At 69.9% G+C, this 23,884-nt stretch carries 18 protein-coding genes; 13 read left to right on the top strand and 5 right to left on the bottom strand.

The features are described from left to right. Positions 1-165: 165 nt before the first annotated feature. From AC3EUV_RS24840 to AC3EUV_RS24820, 5 genes are all read left to right on the top strand, one after another. Complete coding sequence (locus tag AC3EUV_RS24840) at positions 166-2,169, top strand: glycogen debranching N-terminal domain-containing protein (protein WP_432143939.1); 2,004 nt, start codon at positions 166-168, stop codon at positions 2,167-2,169. Positions 2,170-2,217: 48 nt separating this feature from the next. Then, entirely contained in the window at positions 2,218-2,979 is a 762-nt protein-coding gene (locus AC3EUV_RS24835; protein WP_181018681.1) for an NUDIX hydrolase, read from the top strand. Between the two features lie 827 nt (positions 2,980-3,806). Beyond that, on the top strand, positions 3,807-4,808 hold the full coding sequence (locus tag AC3EUV_RS24830) for a FadR/GntR family transcriptional regulator (RefSeq protein ID WP_432143938.1): 1,002 nt from the start codon (positions 3,807-3,809) through the stop codon (positions 4,806-4,808). Between the two features lie 403 nt (positions 4,809-5,211). After that, the gene (locus AC3EUV_RS24825; protein WP_435603939.1) at positions 5,212-6,765 is read left to right on the top strand and encodes an RNA polymerase sigma factor; all 1,554 of its coding nucleotides are present in this window, start codon (positions 5,212-5,214) and stop codon (positions 6,763-6,765) included. A 134-nt stretch (positions 6,766-6,899) separates the two neighbouring features. Continuing rightward, the gene (locus AC3EUV_RS24820; RefSeq protein ID WP_432143936.1) at positions 6,900-7,739 is read left to right on the top strand and encodes a serine protease; all 840 of its coding nucleotides are present in this window, start codon (positions 6,900-6,902) and stop codon (positions 7,737-7,739) included. Positions 7,740-7,831: 92 nt separating this feature from the next. On the opposite strand, the gene AC3EUV_RS24815 is transcribed toward AC3EUV_RS24820, so the two are convergent. After that, complete coding sequence (locus AC3EUV_RS24815) at positions 7,832-8,062, bottom strand: DUF7455 domain-containing protein (RefSeq protein WP_003981845.1); 231 nt, start codon at positions 8,060-8,062, stop codon at positions 7,832-7,834. A gap of 442 nt (positions 8,063-8,504) precedes the next feature. Between AC3EUV_RS24815 and AC3EUV_RS24810 the strand changes: the two genes are divergently transcribed. From AC3EUV_RS24810 to AC3EUV_RS24785, 6 genes are all read left to right on the top strand, one after another. Further along, on the top strand, positions 8,505-10,625 hold the full coding sequence (locus AC3EUV_RS24810; protein ID WP_432143935.1) for a DNA gyrase/topoisomerase IV subunit B: 2,121 nt from the start codon (positions 8,505-8,507) through the stop codon (positions 10,623-10,625). A gap of 156 nt (positions 10,626-10,781) precedes the next feature. Then, a complete protein-coding gene (locus tag AC3EUV_RS24805) occupies positions 10,782-11,270 on the top strand; it encodes a DUF1453 domain-containing protein (RefSeq protein ID WP_432143934.1) in 489 nt (162 codons plus the stop codon). Positions 11,271-11,300: 30 nt separating this feature from the next. After that, positions 11,301-12,467 carry a sensor histidine kinase gene (locus AC3EUV_RS24800; RefSeq protein WP_432143933.1) on the top strand — a complete coding sequence of 389 codons (1,167 nt, stop codon included), beginning with the start codon at positions 11,301-11,303 and terminating at the stop codon, positions 12,465-12,467. Then, on the top strand, positions 12,464-13,138 hold the full coding sequence (locus AC3EUV_RS24795; RefSeq protein WP_432143932.1) for a response regulator transcription factor: 675 nt from the start codon (positions 12,464-12,466) through the stop codon (positions 13,136-13,138). The genes AC3EUV_RS24800 and AC3EUV_RS24795 overlap by 4 nt, the downstream gene beginning before the upstream one ends. A 107-nt stretch (positions 13,139-13,245) precedes the next feature. Beyond that, positions 13,246-13,749 carry a DUF485 domain-containing protein gene (locus AC3EUV_RS24790; protein ID WP_432143931.1) on the top strand — a complete coding sequence of 168 codons (504 nt, stop codon included), beginning with the start codon at positions 13,246-13,248 and terminating at the stop codon, positions 13,747-13,749. Continuing rightward, positions 13,746-15,350: a solute symporter family protein gene (locus AC3EUV_RS24785; RefSeq protein ID WP_432143930.1), complete on the top strand. Its 1,605-nt coding sequence runs from the start codon at positions 13,746-13,748 to the stop codon at positions 15,348-15,350. The genes AC3EUV_RS24790 and AC3EUV_RS24785 overlap by 4 nt, the downstream gene beginning before the upstream one ends. A gap of 109 nt (positions 15,351-15,459) precedes the next feature. On the opposite strand, the gene AC3EUV_RS24780 is transcribed toward AC3EUV_RS24785, so the two are convergent. From AC3EUV_RS24780 to AC3EUV_RS24765, 4 genes are all read right to left on the bottom strand, one after another. Continuing rightward, positions 15,460-16,134, bottom strand: a complete 675-nt coding sequence (locus AC3EUV_RS24780; protein WP_432143929.1) for a DUF7342 family protein — start codon at positions 16,132-16,134, stop codon at positions 15,460-15,462. Continuing rightward, positions 16,131-17,786 carry a sensor histidine kinase gene (locus AC3EUV_RS24775; RefSeq protein WP_432143999.1) on the bottom strand — a complete coding sequence of 552 codons (1,656 nt, stop codon included), beginning with the start codon at positions 17,784-17,786 and terminating at the stop codon, positions 16,131-16,133. The genes AC3EUV_RS24780 and AC3EUV_RS24775 overlap by 4 nt, the downstream gene beginning before the upstream one ends. 1,123 nt (positions 17,787-18,909) lie before the next feature. Next, positions 18,910-19,911, bottom strand: a complete 1,002-nt coding sequence (locus AC3EUV_RS24770) for a ferredoxin family protein (RefSeq protein WP_432143928.1) — start codon at positions 19,909-19,911, stop codon at positions 18,910-18,912. Between the two features lie 189 nt (positions 19,912-20,100). Beyond that, the gene (locus AC3EUV_RS24765) at positions 20,101-21,348 is read right to left on the bottom strand and encodes a citrate/2-methylcitrate synthase (protein ID WP_432143927.1); all 1,248 of its coding nucleotides are present in this window, start codon (positions 21,346-21,348) and stop codon (positions 20,101-20,103) included. A gap of 113 nt (positions 21,349-21,461) precedes the next feature. Between AC3EUV_RS24765 and AC3EUV_RS24760 the strand changes: the two genes are divergently transcribed. Continuing rightward, complete coding sequence (locus AC3EUV_RS24760; RefSeq protein WP_435603938.1) at positions 21,462-22,631, top strand: citrate synthase/methylcitrate synthase; 1,170 nt, start codon at positions 21,462-21,464, stop codon at positions 22,629-22,631. Positions 22,632-22,745: 114 nt separating this feature from the next. After that, positions 22,746-23,870, top strand: coding sequence for a CobW family GTP-binding protein (locus AC3EUV_RS24755; RefSeq protein WP_435603937.1), 1,125 nt, complete (start codon positions 22,746-22,748; stop codon positions 23,868-23,870). Positions 23,871-23,884: the final 14 nt, after the last annotated feature.

Here is a 23,884-nt window from a genome sequence, read left to right as displayed (position 1 = left end):
CACCCGAGTGGCGTAATCCGTACGGACCCCCGACCTCACCAGGGAGCACAGCGCGTGCCAGGCCTCGTCCCCACTGCTCAGCCGGCCCATCGGCGGCCCGGAGCGCGGTGCCCGGCACCGCCCCGGGCCCCACAACCGCAGCCCGTCCACTCGGCACTCGTCTGTGTGGCCCTCCCGTGCCTGGCCGTCTCCCCGGCGTCGGGGCAGCTGACCGGCCAGGGCATGGACGGCTTCTACCGCGAGGGCCGGCGGGTCCTGTCCCGCTGCGAGCTGCTGGTAGCGGGCGAGGAACCGCTCGTCGTCCAGGGGCGGTTGACCGGAGCGGACCGTGCCCGGTTCGTCGGGACGATCCGCAGGATCGGCGAGAGCGGGCCGGATCCGGAGCTCCACGTGGAGCGGCTGCGGACCGCCGACGGCACCGAGCAGATCACCTTCCGCAGCAGTGCCACACAGCCCGTCCGGCTTCCGGTCGAGCTCCGGCTGGGCACGGATCTCGCCGAGCTCGGGTCCGTCGCCGTCGGCTTCCCGGGCCCCGGCCTGCAAGCCACGGTCCACGGCTCCGGACTCCGCTGGTCCGGGCCCGGTGTGCACGCGGTGGTGTCCACGACACCAGGCCCCACGGACGCGCTGGCATCGGCGGGTCTGCTGCGCTGGGAACTGGAACTGCCGCCAGGCACCCGGCGAACCATCGAACTACGCGTCGCACTGGAGCGAGACAAGGGCGGGCCGGTCGGCGCTCGGGGCAACGGCCGGCTCCTCGGTGACGCCCGCATCCCCGGCCCCCGCACCGGACCGGTCGCCCGGCGGACGCGTGGCGACCGGCCACCGCGTCCCTGGTCGGCGGCCCGGCTGGCGTGCGACGACCATCGGGCCGGCGCGCTCCTGGCGGGCAGCCTCGACGATCTCCACGGCCTGCTGATGCGCGATCCGGCGGCCACGGCGGACCTGTATCTCGCCGGCGGGTTCCCCTGGCGTTGCGGCGTTGCACCGGTCGAGGCGCTGTGGGCTGCCAGAATGCTGCTTCCCCTGGGCACTCGGCTCGCCGCGGGCACACTGCGCGCCCTCGCTCGTAATCAACAAGCCGCTCCAGGGACGGATTTCGGCCGAATCCCCGGATCTCTCAGGGACGCCGGACCACACGCCCCACCGAGCTGCACCGGCATCGAGGCCACCCTGCTGTTCCCCGTCGTGCTCGCGGAGGCCCACCGCTGGGGCCTGCCCGAACGGGAGACGGAGCGGCTGCTCCCCGCGGCGGAGCGCTGTCTGCGATGGCTGAGGGTCGTCACAGACCCACCGGGCGGCGGCCCCAGGGGCTACGTCCCCGACCCTGCGCCCGACGGGCCGTACCGCTGCGAGACCCAGGCCCATGCCCATCGCGCCGCCCTCCTGGGCGCCGATCTCCTCGATGCCTTCGGATCCTCCGACGCGGCAGCGCTACGGGACTGGGCCGACGACCTGCGCACCCGTTTCCGTACGGACTTCTGGCCGGACGACGGCGCAGGCGGTCGCCCCGCCGCCCTGCTCACTGCCGACGGACGCCCCGTCCCGCACCTCGCCTCCACCGCCGCCTCGCTCCTCGACACCGGTCTGCTCGGCGGCGGCGCACTCGCCCCCGGCCTGCTGGACGCGGCCCGGACCGACCAGCTGGCCGGGCTGCTGGGCAGCCCGGCCATGGACTCCGGATGGGGCCTGCGGGGGCTGGGCGCCAAGGAGAGCGGCTACAACCCGTTCGGCCACCGCAGTGGCGCGGTCCGCGTCCACGAAACAGCCATCGCTGCCGCCGGATTGGCCGCGGCCGGTCACGAGCGGACAGCCGGCGCTCTGACCAAGGGGGTTCTCGATGCCGCGGAAAGCTTCGGGTACCGCCTCCCCGAGATGTACGCGGGGGAGCAGCGCACCGCGGGCAGCGCCCCCGTGCCGCATCCGGCGGCCTGCCGCCCCGCTGCCGTGGCGGCGGCCGGCGCGGCGCACATACTGGTCGCGCTCGCCGGCCTGCGCCCCGATGTCCCCGCCAAGACGGTGTCCGTGCGGCCGCCCGGTACGGCCCCGCTCGGCGCACTTCAGCTCACCGGCCTGAGCGTCGCGGAACAACCGTTCGCCGTACGGATCAGCAGACTCGGGACGGGGGTGGTGGAAACGGCAGCGGATGGTCTGCGGCTGGGTTCGTGAGGTGCTTCGGGCCTGTTTATCGTCAGGCGGACGACTATGATCACGCCCATGCCTCCCTACGACCCGTCGGCCTTCCCGCCCTTCGCTGTCACCGTCGACCTGGTCGTGCTCACCGTGCGCCGCCACGCCCTGTGCGCGCTGGCCGTGCGCCGCGGTGAGCCGCCGTTCCAGGGCCGCTGGGCCCTGCCTGGTGGATTCGTCCGGGCCGACGAGGACCTCGAGGCCGCGGCCGCCCGGGAGCTCACCGAGGAGACCGGTCTGCAAGCCCAGACCCCGGCGGGCGCGTCGCCGATCTACGGCGCGCACCTCGAGCAGCTCGCCACGTACGGCGACCCCAAGCGGGACCCCCGGATGCGGGTCGTCAGCGTCGCGCACCTGGTCCTCGCCCCCGACCTGCCCGCTCCCCGGGCCGGCGGCGACGCCCACAGCGCACGCTGGGCACCGGTCGAGACCCTCCTGGAGCAGGACGACACCACCCGGGAGGGCGAGCTTGCGGCCCCACTCGCCTTCGATCACGCCCGGATCCTCGGCGACGGCGTGGAGCGCGCCCGCTCGAAGATCGAGTACTCCTCGCTGGCCACGGCCTTCTGTCCGCCGGAGTTCACCGTCGGCGAGCTGCGCCGGGTGTACGAGGCCGTCTGGGGCGTCGCGCTGGACCCCCGCAACTTCCACCGCAAGGTGACCGGCACCCCCGGATTCCTGGTGCCCACAGGCGGTACGACGACGCGTCAGGGCGGCCGCCCCGCACAGCTGTTCAGGGCCGGTGGGGCGACCCTGCTCAACCCGCCGATGCTGCGCCCGGAGGTCTGAGCCCGGGGTGCAGCCCAGGCATCATGGGGCCGAAGTTCACCCGTGGTGACACGGCGAGCCATCAAGATCGATCAATTACGAGAAAATAGGACATATTGCGGTACCTTGACCGGGTGAGTCCTCTCGTATCTCCCGCAGCTCCCGACCGGCCTCACGCCCCGCGAGGGGTGCGATGCCTCGCACTGCCGCCGGGTCGCCCGGCGGCCCCTGTGGCGTGCATTCCGCCGCCGTCAGGCCCCCTGGTCGCGCAGCGCCGCTCGACCGGGGCGCCACCTCACTAGCGCGACCTGCCCCGGCCGGCCCGAACGAACCGTTCCCGACGCCCCGGCCCGTCGCTCGCCCACGTCTCGTCTCCCCGCCTCGGTCCGACGCCGGCCACGGGCGCCCTTCGTTGCCACCGTCACCGAGTGGCCTTTTCGCGGCCTCAGTTGGGCGGGCTGTCGCCAGTTTTTACCTGGGCCGAGGTTTGGGGCATTGGCGTATTCCGTTCCCTCGCAATGGGATTGTCCGCGGCGCCTCTCATAACGCTCGCCCGGGGTCGTCCTGCCGTTCCGTCGCCGCGTCAAGAGCTCGTTCGGAATCGACCAAGGTGCATCTGTTCGTGATGCGTTTCACGCGCCAACCCGCAGGCGGGGCAACGGCGTTGCCGTCGACCGGCCTGGTCTGCGGTGATGTGCCCACCGGGCCGGGCGGCTTCAGTCACTGATCGAGTAATGCATATGTTTTGGCGTCCTGTTGTTGTGGCCACTGCCCACAACTCGCCTCAGAGAGCGCATTTCTTTCCGATAAAGCGTCAATTCAGGGATGGGGGGCGATCACCCTTTCGTGTGCTTTTCACCAAAGACCTCAAGGGTGTTCAGGGTGTCGCCGACAAAAGATGCGTGAGTACCCTTGCGCACACCATGATGACCGCGGCTCGCCCCGGCGACACCGGCCTCGCAGGCCCGGGCGAGCTTGACCGCTACCCCTACGCCAACGCGGCCAACGCCGCGAACGCCAACAACGCAGCCGGCCAGGAACGTGCCGAGCGGGTTTCGCAGGTCTGGGACGGCTCCGAGGCAGACATCGGCCGGGTCGGCCGCCGCGCGGCCGGCAGCCGCGGCAGAGGTCTGCACGGCCAACTCGTCCAGCAGCTCGGCCAGATGATCGTCTCCGGCGATCTCGGCGCCGACCGCCCGCTCGTACCCGAGGAGATCGGCCAGCGCTTCGAGGTCTCCCGCACCGTCGTCCGCGAATCGCTGCGGGTTCTCGAGGCCAAGGGCCTCGTCAGCGCCCGCCCGAACGTGGGCACCCGAGTGCGACCGGTCAGCGACTGGAACCTCCTCGACCCCGACATCATCGAATGGCGGGCCTACGGGCCACAGCGTGACGACCAGCGTCGTGAGCTGTGTGAGCTCCGCTGGACGATCGAGCCCCTCGCCGCCCGGCTCGCCGCCGGCCACGGCCGTGAGGACATCCAGCAGCGGCTGGCGGACATGGTCGAGATCATGGGCCACTCCGCGGCCCAGGGCGACACCATGACCTTCTCCCGCGCCGACGCCGAGTTCCACTCGCTGCTGCTCCAGCTCGCCGGCAACCGCATGCTCGAGCACCTCTCGGGCATCGTCTCCGCCGCCCTGCATGTCTCGGGTGGCACCGCCGGCGGCTGCGAGCGACCGGTCGAGACGTCCGTGGGGCAGCACATGCGGGTCGTCGACGCCATCGGTTCCGGCGACGCCACGGCCGCCGAATCCGCGATGCGGCAGCTCCTCGCCGCCCACGGCGAGGTCGTCGGCCAGGGCTCCGGGGCGCCCGTGGATCACGTCGTCCCCGCGCCCCGCGAGCACTGAAGGCCGTACCCGACCGCGTACGGACAGTAGGCGCCGCGCGGCCCCCGTGCCCTGCACGCCCCTCCGGGCAGGGCACGCCGTGCGCGGCGATGGCGCACGAGATCGCCGGATCCGGGGCGTCAACCGGATCCGGCGAGAGACCTTGGGAGGGTTGCATGTCATATGACTGGGAATGGGTCGTTATGGGGTGTGACTCGGGCCACGCAGATTGGGCGTAACGCTCTTCAGGGAAGCGCGATGACTTAAGAGGTGATAGCCGAGGAGGGAATACGAGCGGCGTTCGTGACGCTGTTCAACTCCCCGGTTGCCCCTGCGCCGTCGGTCCATCCCCACCGGCGGTCGTCGGCTCCGATCCACAGTGGACGGGGTCGGAAGCCGTTTCCATCGTTCCGAGAGGTTGTTCGTGTCGGCCAGCACATCCCGTACGCTCCCGCCGGAGATCGCCGAGTCCGAGTCTGTGATGGCGCTCATCGAGCGGGGAAAGGCAGATGGGCAGATCGCCGGCGATGACGTGCGTCGGGCCTTCGAGGCTGACCAGATTCCGCCAACCCAGTGGAAGAACGTTCTGCGCAGCCTCAACCAGATCCTCGACGAGGAGGGTGTGACGCTGATGGTCAGTGCCGCAGAGGCGCCCAAGCGCACCCGCAAGAGCGTCGCAGCGAAGAGTCCGGCGAAGCGCACCGCCACCAAGACCGTCGCGGCAAAGGCCGCCACGGTCAAGAAGACGACCGCAGCCGCGGCCTCCGCCCCCGTGGCGGACCCGTCGGCCGGTGAGTCCGAGTCCGCGCCTGCGAAGAAGGCAGCGGCGAAGAAGACGACCGCCAAGAAGGCGGTCGCGAAGAAGACCACGGCCAAGAAGGCCACCGCAAAGAAGGCCGCGTCCAAGAAGGACGTCGACGAGCTGCTCGACGAGGACGCGACCGAGGAGACCCCGGCGCCCGGTAAGGGTGACGCCCCCGAGGCCGCCGAGGGTGCGGAGAACGCCGGCTTCGTTCTGTCCGACGACGACGAGGACGACGCCCCGGCCCAGCAGGTCGCCGCGGCCGGCGCCACCGCCGACCCGGTCAAGGACTACCTCAAGCAGATCGGCAAGGTCCCGCTCCTCAACGCCGAGCAGGAGGTCGAGCTCGCCAAGCGCATCGAGGCCGGCCTGTTCGCCGAGGACAAGCTGGCGAACTCCGACAAGCTCGCTCCGAAGCTCAAGCGCGAGCTGGAGATCATCGCTGAGGACGGCCGCCGGGCGAAGAACCACCTCCTGGAGGCCAACCTCCGTCTGGTCGTCTCCCTGGCCAAGCGGTACACCGGCCGCGGCATGCTCTTCCTGGACCTGATCCAGGAGGGCAACCTCGGTCTGATCCGTGCGGTCGAGAAGTTCGACTACACCAAGGGCTACAAGTTCTCGACCTACGCGACGTGGTGGATCCGCCAGGCCATCACCCGCGCCATGGCCGACCAGGCCCGTACGATCCGTATCCCCGTCCACATGGTCGAGGTCATCAACAAGCTCGCGCGCGTCCAGCGCCAGATGCTCCAGGACCTGGGCCGCGAGCCCACCCCGGAGGAGCTGGCCAAGGAGCTCGACATGACCCCTGAAAAGGTCATCGAGGTCCAGAAGTACGGCCGTGAGCCGATCTCGCTGCACACCCCGCTGGGCGAGGACGGCGACAGCGAGTTCGGTGACCTCATCGAGGACTCCGAGGCGGTCGTCCCGGCCGATGCGGTCAGCTTCACGCTTCTCCAGGAGCAGCTGCACTCGGTGCTGGACACCCTCTCCGAGCGTGAGGCCGGCGTCGTGTCCATGCGCTTCGGCCTCACCGACGGCCAGCCCAAGACGCTGGACGAGATCGGCAAGGTCTACGGCGTCACGCGTGAGCGGATCCGCCAGATCGAGTCGAAGACGATGTCGAAGCTGCGTCACCCGTCGCGCTCCCAGGTGCTGCGCGACTACCTCGACTAGTCCCACCCGTCCGGACGTCATCACGAGCCCGGTCCTCCTAGCCGGAGGGCCGGGCTCGCGCTCGTCCGGGTGCGCCGGGCGGCCGATTGTCTCACTCTGGGTATGCGTGTACTGCCCCAGAGTCAGGAGTCCGAATGCGTCCGACCGTCCACGCCGCCCTCGGAGCCCTTGCGCTGGTCCTCGCTCTGCCGACGCCGGCGGCCGCGGACGAGTCGGTGATCGGCGGGAAGCCCGCACCGCTGGCGCACAGCCCCTGGGCGGTGGCGCTGGCCTCCCATGAGCGTTTCGGGGCCCAGCGCTCCGGACAGTTCTGCGGCGGCGTGCTGGTCGGGCACTCGACGGTCGTGACGGCGGCGCACTGCCTGAGCAAGGAGGTGCTGGGCGTCCCCTGGCGGCAGGTACGGGACCTGAGGATCGTCGTCGGACGCGACAACCTCGCCGCCGGCGGCGGACAGGAGCTCAAGCCCGCGAAGATCTGGGTCAACCCGCGCTACAACACCTGGACCAACGACGGCGACATGGCTGTCCTGACGCTCGACAAGCCGATCCCGAACCGGCCCCTCCCGATAGCGGAACGGAACGACAGTGCCTACCGGCCGGGCAACGCGGCCACGGTCTACGGCTGGGGTGACACCACGGGCGGCGGCAGCTACGCGTCACACCTGCGGGCGGCACACGTCAATGTGCTGCGGGATGCGGTCTGTGCGCGGGCCTATCCGGGCAGTGCCGACGGCAAGTACAGAGCGCAGTCGATGCTGTGCGCGGGGGAGCCGACCGGCGGCCGGGACGCCTGCCAGGGGGACAGTGGCGGGCCGCTGGTCGTGCGCGGCCGGCTGGTGGGCCTGGTGTCGTGGGGGACCGGCTGCGGTCAGGCAGGCAGGCCCGGGGTCTATACGCGCGCCTCGGCGCTGCTCCCGGCCGTGGCCGCACACGGGGCCGACTGGGCGGCGCGGGGAGCTGTCAGCCATGGATGAGCGCACGAGTGCGGGCGGCCTCCCCGGTGGTGTCGGGGAGGCCGCCCGCAGTACGGCCTGGGCCGCTGCTCGCTCGTCGTGGATGCGAAGTGTCAGCGTTCCTCATCGGACGCGGACGCCGGAGAAGCGGTCAGCCGCTCCGTCTCGTCCTGTATTTCCGCGGCGATCTTCTTGAGTTCTGGCTCGAACTTGCGACCGTGGTGGGCGCAGAAGAGCAGTTCTCCGCCGGACATCAGGACGACGCGCAGGTATGCCTGGGCGCCGCAGCGGTCGCAGCGGTCAGCGGCCGTCAGCGGGCTCGCGGGTGTCAGAACAGTAGTCACGTCGCCTCTTCTCTAGCTCGACGAGCTGTCGTACCAGGGTCAACATCCAACCAGGCCGAAAACGTTCCCGCTCGTGCCTTTTCCTCGAAAAAATTCTTCGAGGGGGCCGGGTGCTGCCGGGTGGCGGCGAATGAGCCGTATTGCTTGGTGGTCTGATTCACGTTGGTTGTTGGTCTGTCCCCCCGGCTGGCTTGCCGGTTGTTGATGAGGACGTGCCCGGAGCCTAAATGGTTCATGCCTCGAAGGGAACGTGATGTGCACGTCACTCGGACGTCACCCCAACGAGGGATCGAACGTACGAGCGAAATTCTACTACCATGGCCATGCTTACGGGTGGCGTCACATCGGCTCTACCAGGCCTCGGTACCCTCTGACCGGCGACACCGCCACAACCGAGTCCGCGGAATGCGGACTGCCAGAAATTCAGCGAGGAGCGAACCGCGTGACCGCCGAGATGTCCGTGCCGTCCACCGCAGTGCTGACCGGGGCAGACCGGGACGGTTCCAACTACACCGCGCGGCATCTGCTCGTCCTCGAGGGGCTCGAAGCCGTCCGCAAGCGCCCAGGCATGTATATCGGCTCGACGGACAGCCGGGGGTTGATGCACTGCCTCTGGGAGATCATCGACAACTCCGTCGACGAGGCACTGGGCGGCTACTGCGATCACATCGAGGTGATCCTCCACGACGACGGGTCGGTCGAGGTCAGGGACAACGGCCGGGGCATCCCCGTCGACGTCGAGCCCAAGACCGGACTCAGCGGCGTCGAGGTCGTGATGACCAAGCTGCACGCCGGCGGAAAGTTCGGCGGCGGCTCGTACGCGGCCTCCGGCGGTCTGCACGGCGTCGGCGCCTCGGTCGTCAACGCGCTGTCCGCGCGGCTGGACGTCGAGGTGGACCGCAGCAGCAAGACGCATTCGATCAGCTTCCGCCGCGGCGTCCCCGGGATCTTCACCGAATCCGGCCCCGACGCCCCGTTCGATCCGGGCAACGGCCTGCTCAAGGGCAAGCGGATCGCCAAGACGAAGACCGGCACCCGGGTGCGCTACTGGGCCGACCGGCAGATCTTCCTCAAGGACGCCAAGCTCTCCCTGGAGACGCTGTACGCCCGCGCCCGCCAGACGGCCTTCCTCGTGCCGGGCCTGACCCTCGTGGTCCGTGACGAGCGTGGCATCGACGGCGCCGGAAAGACCGAAGAGACGTTCCGCTACGACGGCGGCATCAGCGAATTCTGCGAGTACCTCGCACAGGACAAGGCCGTCTGCGACGTGCTCCGGCTGGCCGGCCAGGGCACTTTCAAGGAGACCGTGCCGGTTCTCGATGACCGCGGTCACATGACACCGACCGAGGTCACCCGGGAACTGGGCGTCGATGTCGCGCTGCGCTGGGGCACCGGCTACGACGCGACGGTCAAGTCGTTCGTCAACATCATCGCGACGCCCAAGGGCGGTACCCACGTCTCCGGTTTCGAGCGGTCGGTCGCCAAGACCGTCAACGAGGTGCTGCGGTCGAGCAAGCTGCTCAGGGTCGCCGAGGACGACGTCGTCAAGGACGACGCCATAGAGGGCCTCACCGCCGTTGTGACCGTGCGGCTCGCGGAGCCGCAGTTCGAGGGGCAGACCAAGGAGGTGCTCGGCACCTCCGCCGCCTCGCGGATCGTCGCCCAGGTGGTGAGCCGGGAACTCAAGGCGTTCCTGACTTCCACGAAGCGGGACGACAAGCAGCAGGCGCGCGCCGTCCTGGAGAAGATCGTCGCCGCGGCCCGGACGCGCATCGCCGCCCGTCAGCACAAGGAGGCCCAGCGGCGGAAGACGGCGCTGGAATCCTCCTCGCTGCCGGCCAAGCTCGCGGACTGTCGCAGCGACGACGTCGACCGCAGTGAACTGTTCATCGTCGAGGGAGACTCGGCGCTGGGCACCGCCAAGCTGGCGCGCAATTCGGAGTTCCAGGCCCTGCTGCCGATCCGCGGCAAGATTCTGAATGTCCAGAAGTCGTCGGTTTCGGACATGCTCAAGAACGCCGAGTGCGGCGCCATCATCCAGGTCATAGGGGCCGGCTCGGGCCGGACGTTCGACATCGACACCGCCCGGTACGGCAAGGTCATCTTCCTGGCCGACGCCGACGTCGACGGCGCCCACATCCGCTGCCTGCTGCTGACCCTCTTCCAGCGCTACATGCGCCCGATGGTCGAAGAGGGCCGGGTGTTCTCCGCCGTCCCGCCGCTGCACCGTGTCGAACTGATCAACCCCAAAAAGGGCCAGGAAAGGTACATCTACACGTACTCGGACAACGAGTTGCGCCAGACCTTGCTCGAACTCCAGCGCAAGAAGGTCCGCTACAAGGACAGCATCCAGCGCTACAAGGGTCTGGGTGAGATGGACGCCGACCAGCTCGCCGAGACGACCATGGACCCGCGCCACCGCACCCTGCGTCGCATCAACATCAGCGACCTCGAGGCGGCGGAGAAGGCCTTCGATCTCCTCATGGGCAACGAAGTCGCGCCCCGTAAGGAGTTCATCACCAACTCCGCGTCCACTCTGGACCGTTCGCGCATCGACACCTAAGGGGGCAGCAGCTCCCGACGGGCGCCTCTCCACCCCTGGGTGGACAGGCGCCCGTCGCCGTTTCCACCCGGGCCCCACCCTGGCTCCGATCCGGGCGACAGCGCCGCTCCATAGCGTCGGGACGGTCGAATTCCCTGTCCCCAGGAGGGCCAGATCATGAGCGGCTTGCTCAACATCGTTGTGATCACCGCGGCTGTTGCGCTGGTTTTCGTCCGTCAGTTCACCACGCACCGCATCACTTCGGAGAGCAAGACGTGGTGGCTGATCCCGGTCGTCCTCGCGGTCATGGCGGTGCGGCAGTCCGGCTTCCTGGACCCTGCACACCACATGGCGTCCGCCGTTCTGCTGGGCCTGGAGATCCTGATCGGGCTGGCCTGTGGTGTGGGCTGGGCACGGACGACGCGCATCTGGACGGACGCGGACGGTGTCGTGTGGACCAAGGGCGGCTGGGCGGCGGCCGGCGTGTGGCTCTGCGGTCTGGTGCTACGCCTCGGCCTCCTGGGCATCGCCGCGGCCATGGGCGTTCACCAGGGCAGCGCGGTCGCCATGCTCTCCGTGGCCGCAATGCTGCTGGCCCGTGGAGGGGCCACCCTGTGGCGGGCTCAGACGGTGCAGCAGAAGTACCGTGTCCCCGTCGCGGGCTGAGGCCGTGAGCGCACCGCGAAAGGACCGTACGTGCTGCTGAACTCCTGGACGAGCTGGCCGCTGCGGGAGTCGCTGTCCCGTGGGGGGATGACCGGCGCCCGGATGTGGATCCGCCGTGTGGTGCGTGTCGTGGTGGTCGCGGCACTGATGTGGACCACCCTGGCGGGGAGGGCATTCACCGGCTGGGGCCTGGCCGCGGCGGGTGCCGGCATGGTCGGCACCGTCCTGGCGTTCCGCGCCCTCTACCGCACGACACTGGCGCGCCGTCTGTGGCCGTCCATCGGCCTGTTCGCCCTCTTGGAGGCCGCGGCCTTCGGCTTCGACCTCGCCGGGGCGCGGGTGCCCGCGATCGTCCTGTGGTGTGCCTGCGCCATCACCGCCATGGAGCGACTGCCGCTGAGCGTCGCCCTGCCGTGCTCCGCCGCCGCCCTGGGCGCGTACGCGGCGATGAACACCGGCAATTGGGTAGCGACCACGGCTACCACCGTGGGTCTGGCGCTGGCGGGCTACGTCATACGCCTTGACGCCGAGGCGCGTGGCAACGCCCAGCGGCTGCTGGCCCAGGAACGGACGGCTCACAAGGCGGAGGCCGAATCAGCGGCGCTGACCGAACGCGGGCGGATCGCACGGGAGATCCACGATGTGCTCGCCCACAGCCTCAGCGCCCAACTGGTGCACCTGGAGGCGGTACGGCTGCTGATACAGCGCAGCGCGGACCTCGAGGCTGACCGCGATCAGCTCCTGGAGCGGGTCACGGCGTGCCGGGGGATGGCCCGAGAAGGGCTGGAAGGCACCCGTGAGGCGCTTTCCGCACTGCGCGGGGAGATGATCCCGGTCGAGGACTTCCTGAGCCGCCTGGCCGCCGCTGAGGGCGCTCAGCTGCTGGTGATGGGCGAGGCCCGCACCGTGCCGGCCGAAGCCGGCCTCGCGGTCCGCAGGGTCGCCCAGGAGGCTTTGACGAACGTGCGCAAGCACGCTCCGGGAGCCCGGGTGAGCGTGCGGCTGGACTACGGGACGGAGGACGTGGGGCTTGAAGTGCGCGACTCCGGTGGCTGCGGGAAGCCCGGCGAGCTCGCCAAGAGCGGCTCCGGGTACGGTCTGCCCGGAATGCGGGAGCGCGCGGAACTGCTCGGCGGAACGCTGGAGTCCGGCCCTGATGGAGACGGTTTCGTGGTGAGATTGCGGGTGCCGGCATGACAGAGCGCACGGTGACACGGGTCGTCGTCGCCGACGACCAGACGGTGGTGCGCGAGGGAATCGTGATGCTGCTGGGACTGCTGCCGGGGATCGAGGTCGTCGGATCGGCTGCCGATGGCGCGGAGGCAGTCCGCCTCGTTGCGGAACTCGCGCCCGACGTCGTCCTGATGGATCTGCGGATGCCACGCTGCGACGGCGTCGAGGCAACGCGCCGCATCCGTCTCGAGCACCCTGGTACCCAGGTCGTGGTGCTCACCACTTATGCGGACGACGACTCGCTCTTCCCCGCTCTCCAAGCCGGCGCACGCGGCTACCTGACCAAGGACGCCGACGGCGACGAGATCGTCCGTGCCATCGACGATGTGCTCTCGGGTGAGGCCGGCCTGTCGCCCAAGATCCAACGCAGGCTCCTGGAGCGCTTCACAGAGCCCGTGCGTCCCCGGCCCCAGCCGTCGAATGAGCCGCCGGACGGGCTGACCGCCCGTGAGGTGGAGGTGGTGCGGCTGATCGCCGAGGGACAGTCCAACCCCGAAATCGCGCGCACGCTGCACGTTTCCACGGCGACCGTGAAGACCCACATCAACAATCTCTTCGCCAAAGCGGGGCTACGGGACCGGGTCCAGGCCATCCACTACGCCTACCGCCAAGGTCTCGCACAGCCGCCCGGGTGACTCCTCACCTGATGGGGTGAAGGATTCGCAATGAAGCATCCCGGATCTTCCTTTCTGTCCACCCTTGGGCCGCACGGACAACAGCCCCGTGTATCAAGGAGAGTTCGGTGGACAAGCAGGACGGCCGCTCGGTCGGTGATCCAGGGGCCCTACGGCTCGACGACCCCTGGTACGACACTCTCGCCTCCGGGTGGGGTGAACTGGACGACGCGGCGGAGACAACGGACGGGTGGGGTGGCACGCAGCCACCGGTGCCGATGCCGGTACCGGGACCGCGGTCCGGGCCGCATGACGAGGTCTACCTGGCGGTGCAGCGAAGCGCGGCCTTCCAGGAGGTGCGTCGCCGCTACCGGCGCTTCGTCCTACCGGGCACGGCGGTCTTCCTGGCTTGGTACCTCGCCTACGTGATCGCGGCGACCGCCGCGCCGGGCCTCATGGCCCACCGCGTCGCCGGCGCCCTGAACGTCGCGATGCTCGCCGGCCTCGGCCAGTTCGCCACCACCTTCCTGCTCACCTGGGCGTACGCGCGCCATGCCCGGCTGCGCAGGGACAGTGCGGCGCTCGACATCCGCTGGGAAACCCAGGAACTGACCGGAGGGAACACCCGGTGACCGGTGACCACCAGACCCTCGCGCTGCTTCTGTTCAGCGTGTTCATCGCCGTCACCCTGGCGATCACCACCTGGGTGAGCCGCCGCAGGCGCGGTTCCACAGAGGAGTTCTACGCGGGCGGAAGACTCTTCTCGCCCATGGAGAACGGATTCGCCATCGCGGGGGACTACATGTCCGCCGCATCCTTCCTCGGCATCTCCGGACTGATCGCCCTCTTCGGCTATGACGGCCTGCTGTACTCGGTCGGCTTCCTCGTCGCTTGGCTCATCGTCCTGTTCCTCGTTGCCGAACTCGTCCGCAACTGCGGCAGGTTCACCCTCGCCGATGTCGTCGCCGCCCGGATGCGGGAACGTCCTGTCCGGGTCGCGGCCGGCGCGGCTTCCGTCACCGTGTCGGTGCTCTACCTGGTGGCGCAGATGGTCGGTGCCGGCAGTCTGGTCGCCCTGCTCGTGGGCAGCGCGGGCCAGCAGGCCCGTACCTGGATGGTGATCGGGGTCGGCGCCCTGATGGTGGTCTACGTCGCCTTCGGCGGCATGCGGGCCACGACCTGGATCCAGGTCGTCAAAGCCGTACTCCTCATGGGCGGGGCGGTTGCACTCACCGTCCTGGTACTGGTCCGCTTCCACGGCGACATCAACGCACTGCTGAACACCGCCGCCGAACGCAGTGGCCACGGTCGCGACTTCCTCGCACCCGGTCTCAAATACGGCGGCGACTGGATCTCGCGGCTCGACTTCATCAGCCTCGGCATCGCACTCGTCCTGGGCACGGCCGGACTGCCGCATATCCTCTCCCGCTTCTACACCGTGCCCACGGCGCGCTCCGCCCGTCGCTCCGTCGTATGGTCCATCGGTCTGATCGGTGGCTTCTACCTGATGACCATCGTCCTCGGGTTCGGTGCCGCCGCAGTACTCGGCAGCGATGCCGTCCGCGCGTCCAATACGGCAGGCAACACCGCTGTCCCGCTGCTCGCCCTCGATCTGGGAGGCGGCGCCGGTTCGACCGGAGGAACGGTGCTCTTCGCCGTGGTGGCCGCGGTCGCGTTCGCCACCATCCTGGCCGTGGTCGCCGGCATCACACTCGCGTCGTCGGCCTCCGTGGCACACGACCTGTATGCCTCCCTACGACGTCCGCGCGACACCGCGCAGGACGCCCAGCGCGCCGAGGTGGCGGTGGCGCGCATCGCGGCGGTGGCCGTCGGCGCGGTCGCCATCGGCCTCGCACTGCTCGCCCAGGACTTGAACGTGGCCTTCCTGGTAGGGCTGGCGTTCGCCGTCGCCGCGTCGGCCAACCTGCCGGTCCTGCTCTTCACTCTCTTCTGGCGACGCTTCACGACCCGGGGCGCGGTGTGGTCCGTATACGGCGGCCTGATCCCTGCGATCACCCTGGTCATCCTTTCGCCGGTGGTCTCAGGGAGCCCGGAGGCCCTCTTCCCCGTACTGGACTTCGCCGTCTTCCCACTCGACAACCCCGGTGTCGTGTCGATCCCGCTGGGCTTTCTGATGGGCTGGCTGGGAACGGTGCTCTCCCCGGAGGCCGCCGACGAGGCGCGGCACGCGGAGACGGAGGTACGGGCGCTCACGGGGGCCGGGGCCGCTTAGGGCTTGCCCGGTAGGGCAGGTGGTGGACATGCCCGGCCAAGGAGGGCGGGGCGGGGCTGTTGCCTCCCCCCCCGCCCGTCGCCTGCCTTCCCGTGACCCTGTTGAAGGACTAGACCCACTCGTATCGGTGCTCGGGCCGGCCGGTCTCGCCGTACCTGAGTGTGAGGCGCACCCGCCCGGCGCGTTCCAAGAGTTTGAGGTAGCGCTGGGCGGTCTGCCGGCTCAGCCCTGCCTGAAGGGCGACGTCCTGCGCGGACAGTGGGGCGTCCGCGGAGCGCAGCACGGAGCGGACGCGGTCGGCGGTGGCGGTGGAGTGCCCCTTCGGCAACTCGGCGGAGCCGGCGTTGGCGGCTCCCAACGTCCCGAAGATCCGGTCCACTTCGGACTGCTCCGCTTGCCCGCCGCCGGCAAACGTGCGGTGCAGCGCCGCGTAGCCCTCCAACTTGGAGCGCAGGCCCGCGAAGGTGAACGGCTTGACCAGGTACTGCAACGCCCCGTGACGCATCGCCGCCTGCACCGTGGCGATGTCCCGCGCCGCAGTCACCATGATCACGTCGGTGAGCAGACCACGACGTCGCAGCTCGCTGACCAGTTGAAGCCCTGTTCTGTCGGGGAGATAGTGGTCCAGGAGGATGAGGTCGACGGGGTGCGTCTTAAGGGCGGTGAGGGCCTCCGCAGCGGTGTGCGCGAGGCAGCTGACACGGAACCCCTCGATTTTGGCGACGTATGCCGCATTGATCTTCGCGACGTGCACATCGTCGTCCACGACCAGTACGTCGATCATCGGCCGGCCTCCGTGGCGTCTTCGGGGCGGCGAGTGCGCGCTGCGGCCCGTCTGGTGGTGTGGGTGCCGCTGGTTTCCTTCTGCGTGGCTGCTTCACGGGGCTTGGGAAGCTCATCGGACAGTGCGTCGGGGACCGTCACCGTGAAGACCGCACCACCACCGGCGCGCTCGCCGACCTCGGCGCTGCCTCCGTAGCGCTCGGCGAGTCGGCGTACGAGAGCCAGGCCGATGCCGCGCTGTCCGTGGGCGGGTGGCTCCTTGGTTGTCCATCCCTCGGTGAAGATTTCCGCACGACGTTCCTCGGGCACGCCCGGTCCGTTGTCGCTGACACGCACGACGGCGGTCCGGCCTTCCGCACGGATCTCCGCCTCCAGTTGGGCGTCGCGCTCACCCGATGTGGCATCCAGGGCGTTGTCGACGAGGTTCCCGAGGATGGTGACCAGGCTGGGCGGGTCGATCAGACGATCGGGCAGGTGTGTACCGAGAGAGACGCTCAAGGAGACGCCGCGCTCGGTGGCGACGGTGGCCTTGCCCACCAGGAGGGCGGCGAGCAGTGGATCGTGGACGCGCTCGGTGACCTGCTCGGCGGTCGCGCGATGCACCCCCACGGCCTGTGTCACGAACTCCACGGCTTCCTCGTGCAGCCCGAGTTCGAGCAGGCCGAGCAGGGTGTGCAGCCGGTTGGCGTGCTCGTGGTCCTGGGCGCGGAGGGCGTCGATGAGGCCGCGGGTGCCGTCCAGTTCGCGGCCCAGCCGCTCCAGTTCGGTGCGGTCGCGCAGGGTGACCACGGCACCGCCGTCATCGGTCGGCATGCGGTTCGCCACCAGGACTCGCGGCCCGCTGACGGCCAGCAGGTCCGCCCCCGACACGCGACCGGCCAGAACATCGGTGGTGCGGCCCGGTGGCAGGGCTGCTTCCAGCGAGCGTCCGGTGTCCTCGGCGCGGAGATCCAGGAGGCGCTGCGCCTCGTCATTCATGAGACGGATGCGCCCGTGTTTGTCGAGCGCGAGGAACCCCTCGCGGATGCCGTGCAGCATCGCCTCCCGCTCGGCGAGCAGTGCGGAGATGTCGGAGAAGGCCAAGTCGTGGGTTCGGCGCTGGAGGCGGCGGGAAACGAGATAGGCGGCGAGAGCGCCCACGGCGAGTGCCCCTCCCGCGTAGGCGAGCAGCTGGGGAACGGTGGAGAGCAGCCGCTCCTGCACGCTTTCGTACGCGATACCGACGGAGACGGCGCCCACGACCTTGCCGTCCTCGTCACGGAGCGGGACCTTGCCGCGCGCGGACCGGCCGAGGGTGCCCTCGTCGATCTGCATGACGTCCTGGCCCGAGAGCGCGGCGCTCGGATCGGTCGAGACGTGGTGCCCAATCTCGTCAGGGTCGGTGTGGGACCAGCGCACACCCCGCGTGTCCATGATCACCACGTACTCGGCTCCGGTTGCGGCGCGAATCCGCTCCGCCTCGTTCTGTACGGGGCCGTGGCGCGTTGGACGGGAGGACTCCAGGGCGTCGTCGAGGTGTGTCTCAGCCGCGGTGGTCTGCGCGATCGCGAGAGCGCGGCGCATCGCCTGGTCGTCGAGCTGCGCACTGAGCGGGGCGAGGAACAGGCCGGTTGCCAGTGCGGTGACACCGGCAGCGATGGCCAGCTGCACCATCAGGACCTGGGAGAACACCCGCCGCGGCCAGCCCAGTCGTGGCCGGGTACGGCGCGGCCTGGGGGTTGCCGGCTCTTGGTTGACCGAGGCCGTGGCTTCCGCAGTCGGTCGACTGTCGGCCAAGTGCGAGGCGCTGCCCGGCTCGTCTGTAGTGGTGCCGGAGGACGGTGCGTCGGCGGGAAACGGCGCGGAACCCGAGGGCTCTGCACCGCTCGGGCGTGGAATCGGCTCTTCCTTTTCGCCCATACGAACGAACAGTAAGCGGGTCGGTGGTCGGGTGGTAACACCTGATGGAGGGAATTCGGAGGGTGCCCGGGCGGTGACCGGGATGGGACACCGCCTGTTCTCGAGCCTGGGACCCGGGTCGGATACGTCCCTCGCTGTGCTGTCGCCCTGGCCCAGGGCGAACACCAAGATCCCCCATGTCATCACGACCGCCCATGCCATGACGCCGGCGGCCACCACGAGGACGATGGCGCGGTTCACGGCTGCCATGGTCGGCTCGTCCTGCTCGTGGCTTTCAGCCTCCGGTTCATCCATGCGCCCCCGAGCAGGAGGTTATCGATGTGTCGGCGTCGTCATCGGCTGGCTGTCGCCCGGGGCCTGTCCATTGTGCGGAAGGTGCAGGTCAGGTGTGTGGAGGCCGGCGGGAGGAGCGCTGGGAGGAGTTATCCACAGGCCTTTCGGGTGCGGAGTGTGCGTGCTTAGCCTCGCATGGTGAGACCGATAGGGGCCTTGCGTGGGGCGGTCAGGACCGGCCAGAGCGAGAGTGAGGCGCGCAGCGGCGCGTAGGGGGCGTGCAATGAGTTCGGTGGGGGATGGCTGCGGTGCGTGGCGGCAGTGGTGGAAGGGGGCGGGCGGCGTACGGTTCGGCCGCCGAATCGGGGCTGTACGGGCTCGACGCAGTTGGTCAGTGCGTTTTGTCTGTCGCTTCGCCTGGTCCTGCGGCGGCCCTGCGCTACGGGAGGACCGCACTGGTGGGTCGGGCCCTGCGGCAGGTGGCCGGAGTAGCCGGCCCGAACGCAGCCTTCGATCCGGCAAGCGCGAGGCGCCGCACGTCGCGCGGATGGGGGAAGCGAAGGCTGCTGAAGTGCTCGCAGACTGTCAGGGAAAGCCCGCGAGATCACCTACTGGCGGCGGCCTGGGGCGTCCCGTGAAGCATGCCGGTCGCCGCAGTGACGGAGACAACCGCCATACGCGCCGGTGGACCGAGCGGCGCACCACAGCTAGCGGGCGCCGCAGCACCATCGGCCCGTTGTTCGACGGTGACCTGCCAGGTACGCCCGTCGGAGTGCGCGACGGTAACGAGCCAGGCAGGGGAGGATCCCGCAACCGTCGCGCTTTCGGGCGTCCGGCTGTCGGCAGACTTGGGTTCGGGCCACATCGGGTCGGTCCGTACGACGTTGAGTGCGTCCGCCCGGTCCTCCCCGATCAGCCCGCGGACGGCAAGGTCAGCGGCCTGGCCCGGCCGGTCCCAGGCCGAGCGCCCGCGGCAATGGTCGCTCGTGATCCGTCCGTCGCGCGCCGCCTCCACGGTCTCCTTGACCAAGGGAGCCGAGGCACGTCCGTAGGCGTAGCCGTAGGGGAGGACGAAAAGGGTGGGGGAGAAGCGGTGACCACCGATGTGGGTGACCTCCCAGACCTCGGACCCGCCGGCGGCGAGCTCGGCGGCGAGCGGGCGGCCGAGCAGGGCACAGCAGCGGTCCCGCTTGCCGTTGGTGCAGACGAGAACCAGCGGCTCACCGATGTACGGCTCCCACAGGCCGCGATGTTCTCCCGTGCCCAGGGACGTGAAGTCCAGGTCGAGGGCAGCCCGCGGGTCGGTGACGGTGGTCGTGCGGATCCAGGATCGCCCCGGGGCGGTGTGCGCGAGGAACATACGTCGCCGGGAGGTGCCGTGACAGTCGGCGTGACGCCCCGGCCGCCGGATAAGGGCGACGCGTACGCCCGTCCCCTCAGCCGCGGCTTCGAGGGCCCGGCCGACGTCAGGGTCCAGGTGACTGTCCGTCAGTGCATGGGCGCCCCAGGGTCCTGTCTGCTCGATGAGCAGCCAGGTCCGGGCAGGCGCCGCTGTTCCGGCGAGCGATTCGGCCGATTCACGGGAAGCGGTGGCGCAGGTACTCACATAGGTGAGCCTAACCTCATCCCCTGTGAGTCGGCTTTCGGGTGGGTATCTAGGGGACGAGGCGAAGCGGAAGGCCCCGAGCGTTAGTGGGTGTCACTCTGCGTGAGACCCGACGATGCCGATGTCGACCGTGTGGGTGCCGGTGTTGCCAGAGGTGACTCTGGCCCGCCTTCACTCGTGGGCCGTCTGTCATGGCAACGGCTGTGGCGGGCGGGGGCCGTCGTACTGGCCGCTGGGGCGCATGCGGAGTGGGCGCTCGGCGTATTCCTCCAGGGCGTGGGCGATCCAGCCGGCCGTGCGGGAGATGGCGAAGATGGTTTCGCCCGCCTCGGTCGGCATGCCCGTCGAGACGGTCAGTACGGCCAGGGCCAGGTCGACGTTGGCGTGCAGCTCCGTGTGTCGGGCCGTTGTGGTGATCACTTGGCGGGCGGCGTCCAAGGCGGGGCCGGCCTGAGGTACGTCTTCCAGGAGCTGGAAGAGGGTACGGGCCCGTGGGTCCTCGCCGCCGTAGAGGGGGTGGCCGAGGCCCGGTACCCGGCGGCCGGCCCGTAGGTGGTCGGCGACGACGGCGGCCGCGCTGCCGCGGTCCAGCACCTCCAGCAGCATCCGGTGGGCGAGCCCGCTTGCCGCGCCGTGCAGCACGCCGTCCAGCGCCCCGAAGCCGGCCGAGACGATCGCGTACGGATGGGCGCGGGCGGAGGCGGCGACCCGGACCGCGCAGGTCGAGGCGGCGAGGTCGTGGTCGATGAGCAGGACCAGCGCGGCGTCCAGGACGCGGAGTGCCGCCTCGTCGGCCGGTTCAGCGGTCAGCCGTGACCAGAGGCGAGGTGCGAGTGAGTCGGCAGCGCGTTGTTTCGGGGTGTGTGACGGCAAGGCGTCGACAAGGGTCGGGATGAGGCGGCGTGCGGTCTCGACGACCGTGGCCTCGGACAGGTCGAAGCGCAGGGGGTCGGCGGCCGCGGCGGCGATCACGGCGACCCGGAGCCGGTCCATCGGTCCGCTGTGGGCCGGCAGCGCCTGGACGGCTCGTTGGGCGGCGGTCAGGGCGTCCTGCGGCGCGGTGAAGCGGATGTCGGGCCGCAGCTCGCCGGTCCACAGCCACTCGGCGACTTCCTCGTAGCTGTAGTGGGCGGCGAGTTCCGAGGTGTCGACGCCGCGGAAGTAGCAGTGGTCGCGATCGATCAGGGTGATGCCCGTACGGACCGCCAACTCGCCACCCGAGGTGGACGGTTCGCGGCGTCCGGCGCGGCGGGCGAGCGCGTCGACCTCCTTCGCGTCGAAGGTGCTGCCGCGGCCGCCCGGCTCGCGGCGGCTGGTCAGCTGGCCGCGGCTGACGTACGCGTACACCGTCTCCGGCTTCACACCGAGCCGGTCGGCCGCCTCCCGGGTGCTCAGCCGCTTCCCGCCCGCATCCTGCGCCGTTTCTCGATCCGCCATGAGGTCACCGTATCCAGACGCATCCATATTGATTCAATCAACATTGACAATTATTGAGTCAAGCATGGACAGTCGGATCAATGTTCGGGTGAGGAAGAGCAAGGAGATCAGCAATGCCGACCGCCGAGGTGAACGCACCGATCGATGCTCCCCGGGGGCTTGCGGGCGTCATCGTCACCGAGACCCAACTGGGCGACGTACGGGGCACCGAGGGCTTCTATCACTACCGCCAGTACTCCGCCGTCGAGCTGGCCACCGCCCGCAGCTTCGAGGACGTCTGGTACCTGATGTTCCACGGGGAGCTGCCCGACGCCGCGCAGCTGGCGGCGTTCAAGGCCGAGACCGCCGAGCTGCGCACGCTGCCCGCGGCCGTGCGTGACGCGCTGCCCGCCCTCGCCCGTGCCGGTGCGCTCTCAGGTCCGCTCGCCGGGCTGCGCACCGCGCTGTCGCTGCTCGGCGCGACGGTGGGCTTCCGGCCGCTGTACGACATCGATGCCGGCCGCCGCCGTGCCGACGCGCTCGCCGCCTGCGCTGCCGTACCGACCCTGATCACCGCGCTGCACCGTCTCGGCCAGGGCCTGACGCCCGTCGAGCCGCGCGCGGACCTCGGCCACGCGGCCAACTACCTCTACATGCTCACCGGTGACGAGCCGGAGCCGGAGCAGGTCCGGGCCATCGAGGCGTATCTGATCTCCACCATCGACCACGGCTTCAACGCCTCGACCTTCACCGCACGCGTCATCACCTCCACCGGCGCCGACCTCGCGGCCTGTCTCGTCGGCGCCGTCGGTGCGCTCTCCGGGCCGCTGCACGGCGGTGCGCCCAGCCGTGCCCTGGACATGCTCGACGCCATTGGCACCCCCGACCGCATCGATGCGTGGATCCGTGACCGAGTGCAGCGCGGCGACCGGATCATGGGGTTCGGCCACTCCGTCTACCGCACCGAGGACCCGCGCTCCCGGATGCTGCGAGGTATCGCCGAGCGGTTCGGTGGCCCGCTGGTGGAATTCGCCGTCCAGGTGGAGGCGAGGGTCGAAGAGCTGCTGGCCGAGCTCAAGCCCGGCCGCGAGCTGCACATCAATGTGGAGCTCTACGCGGGCGTCGTCATGGAGCTGTGCGGACTGCCGCGCGAGATGTTCACGCCCACTTTCTGCGCGGCCAGGGTGGTCGGCTGGAGCGCCAACATCCTGGAGCAGGCCCAGGATTCGAAGATCATTCGCCCCGCGGCCCGGTATGTCGGGCCGCCCCCGCCACAGCCGGTGCCCGTTATCGCACCCCGCTAGCGGGGGCGGCCGCAGGGGGCGAGCCGGGCCCTTGGCGCCGGCGGTCCGTTACGATCGACAGCTCGTCCGCCGCCGGTCCGCGCGGCCCGCCACCCGCACCATGGAGGCGCCCCCTTGGCCACGCAACAGATCCCGGTCGTCGTGCTCGCGGGCTTCCTCGGGTCGGGCAAGACCACCCTCCTCAACCACCTGCTGGGCAACGGTGACGGCACCCGGATCGGCGCGATCGTCAATGACTTCGGCAGCATCGAGATCGATGCCATGACCGTCGCGGGGCAGGTCGACTCGATGGTGTCGCTCGGCAACGGCTGTCTGTGCTGCGCGGTCGACACCAGCGAACTGGACACCTACCTGGAGCGGCTGGCCCGCCCCGCCGCCCGTATCGATGTGATCGTCATCGAGGCCAGCGGGCTCGCCGAACCGCAGGAACTCATCCGGATGATCCTGTCCAGCGACAACGACCGGATCGTCTACGGCGGGCTGATCGAGGTCGTCGACGCCGCGGAGTTCGACGACACCCGCGTCCGGCATCCCGAACTGGACCGGCATGTGAGCATCGCCGACATCGTGGTGCTCAACAAGGCCGATCGCATGGGTGACGCGGCGCGGCAGTCACTCATGGACAGGCTCGCCGACCTGGCTCCCGGCCGCCCGGTGATCTGCACCGCATACGGGAGGGTCGATCCCGAGCTGTTCTTCGACCGCGGACCGGGCGAGGACCACGACGCGGCCGTCCGCCAGCTGTCCTTCGAGGACCTGCTGCGCGAGGCCGCGGCCAACGGGGCCCCCGCCCACGACTCCGACGACCACTGCGGTCACCCCGGTGAGTGCGGCCACCTCGGCCACACCCACCACGCCGGCCACCTCCACGCCGCCTACGAGAGCGTGGAGTTCACCTCCGCCGAGCCGATGCACCCGCGCCGTCTCATGGGCTTCCTCGACAGCCGCCCGGCCGGTCTCTACCGCATCAAGGGCTTCGTCCACTTCGACGTACCGGAGAACCGCCAGAAGTTCACGGTGCACGCCGTCGGCGACTTCCTGCGCTTCTACCCCGCGCCGTGGCCGAAGGGCGAGGAACGGTGCACCCAGCTCGTCATGATCGGCAGCGGTATCGATGCCCCGGCCCTGCGCAAGGAGCTGGAGAGCTGCCGGGACGGCGCACCCTCGGAAGCCGATCCGAACAGCATGTGGGGTGTGCTGCGGTACGTGGCGGCACACGAGGAGGCCGAAGACGCGTGACGCCGTCGGGCCGG

The sequence above is a fragment of the Streptomyces sp. bgisy130 genome, assembly GCF_057708345.1.
This window is presented reverse-complemented; position numbering and strand designations above follow the sequence as displayed.

Excerpts from the sequence above, each read along its gene's own strand:
- AC3EUV_RS24795 (WP_432143932.1), top strand. The coding sequence starts at position 12,464 with ATGACAGAGCGCACGGTGACACGGGTCGTCGTCGCCGACGACCAGACG.
- AC3EUV_RS24760 (WP_435603938.1), top strand. The coding sequence starts at position 21,462 with ATGCCGACCGCCGAGGTGAACGCACCGATCGATGCTCCCCGGGGGCTT.
- AC3EUV_RS24775 (WP_432143999.1), bottom strand. The coding sequence starts at position 17,786 with ATGGTGCAGCTGGCCATCGCTGCCGGTGTCACCGCACTGGCAACCGGC.
- AC3EUV_RS24780 (WP_432143929.1), bottom strand. The coding sequence starts at position 16,134 with ATGATCGACGTACTGGTCGTGGACGACGATGTGCACGTCGCGAAGATC.
- AC3EUV_RS24805 (WP_432143934.1), top strand. The coding sequence starts at position 10,782 with ATGAGCGGCTTGCTCAACATCGTTGTGATCACCGCGGCTGTTGCGCTG.
- AC3EUV_RS24765 (WP_432143927.1), bottom strand. The coding sequence starts at position 21,348 with ATGGCGGATCGAGAAACGGCGCAGGATGCGGGCGGGAAGCGGCTGAGC.
- AC3EUV_RS24820 (WP_432143936.1), top strand. The coding sequence starts at position 6,900 with ATGCGTCCGACCGTCCACGCCGCCCTCGGAGCCCTTGCGCTGGTCCTC.
- AC3EUV_RS24835 (WP_181018681.1), top strand. The coding sequence starts at position 2,218 with ATGCCTCCCTACGACCCGTCGGCCTTCCCGCCCTTCGCTGTCACCGTC.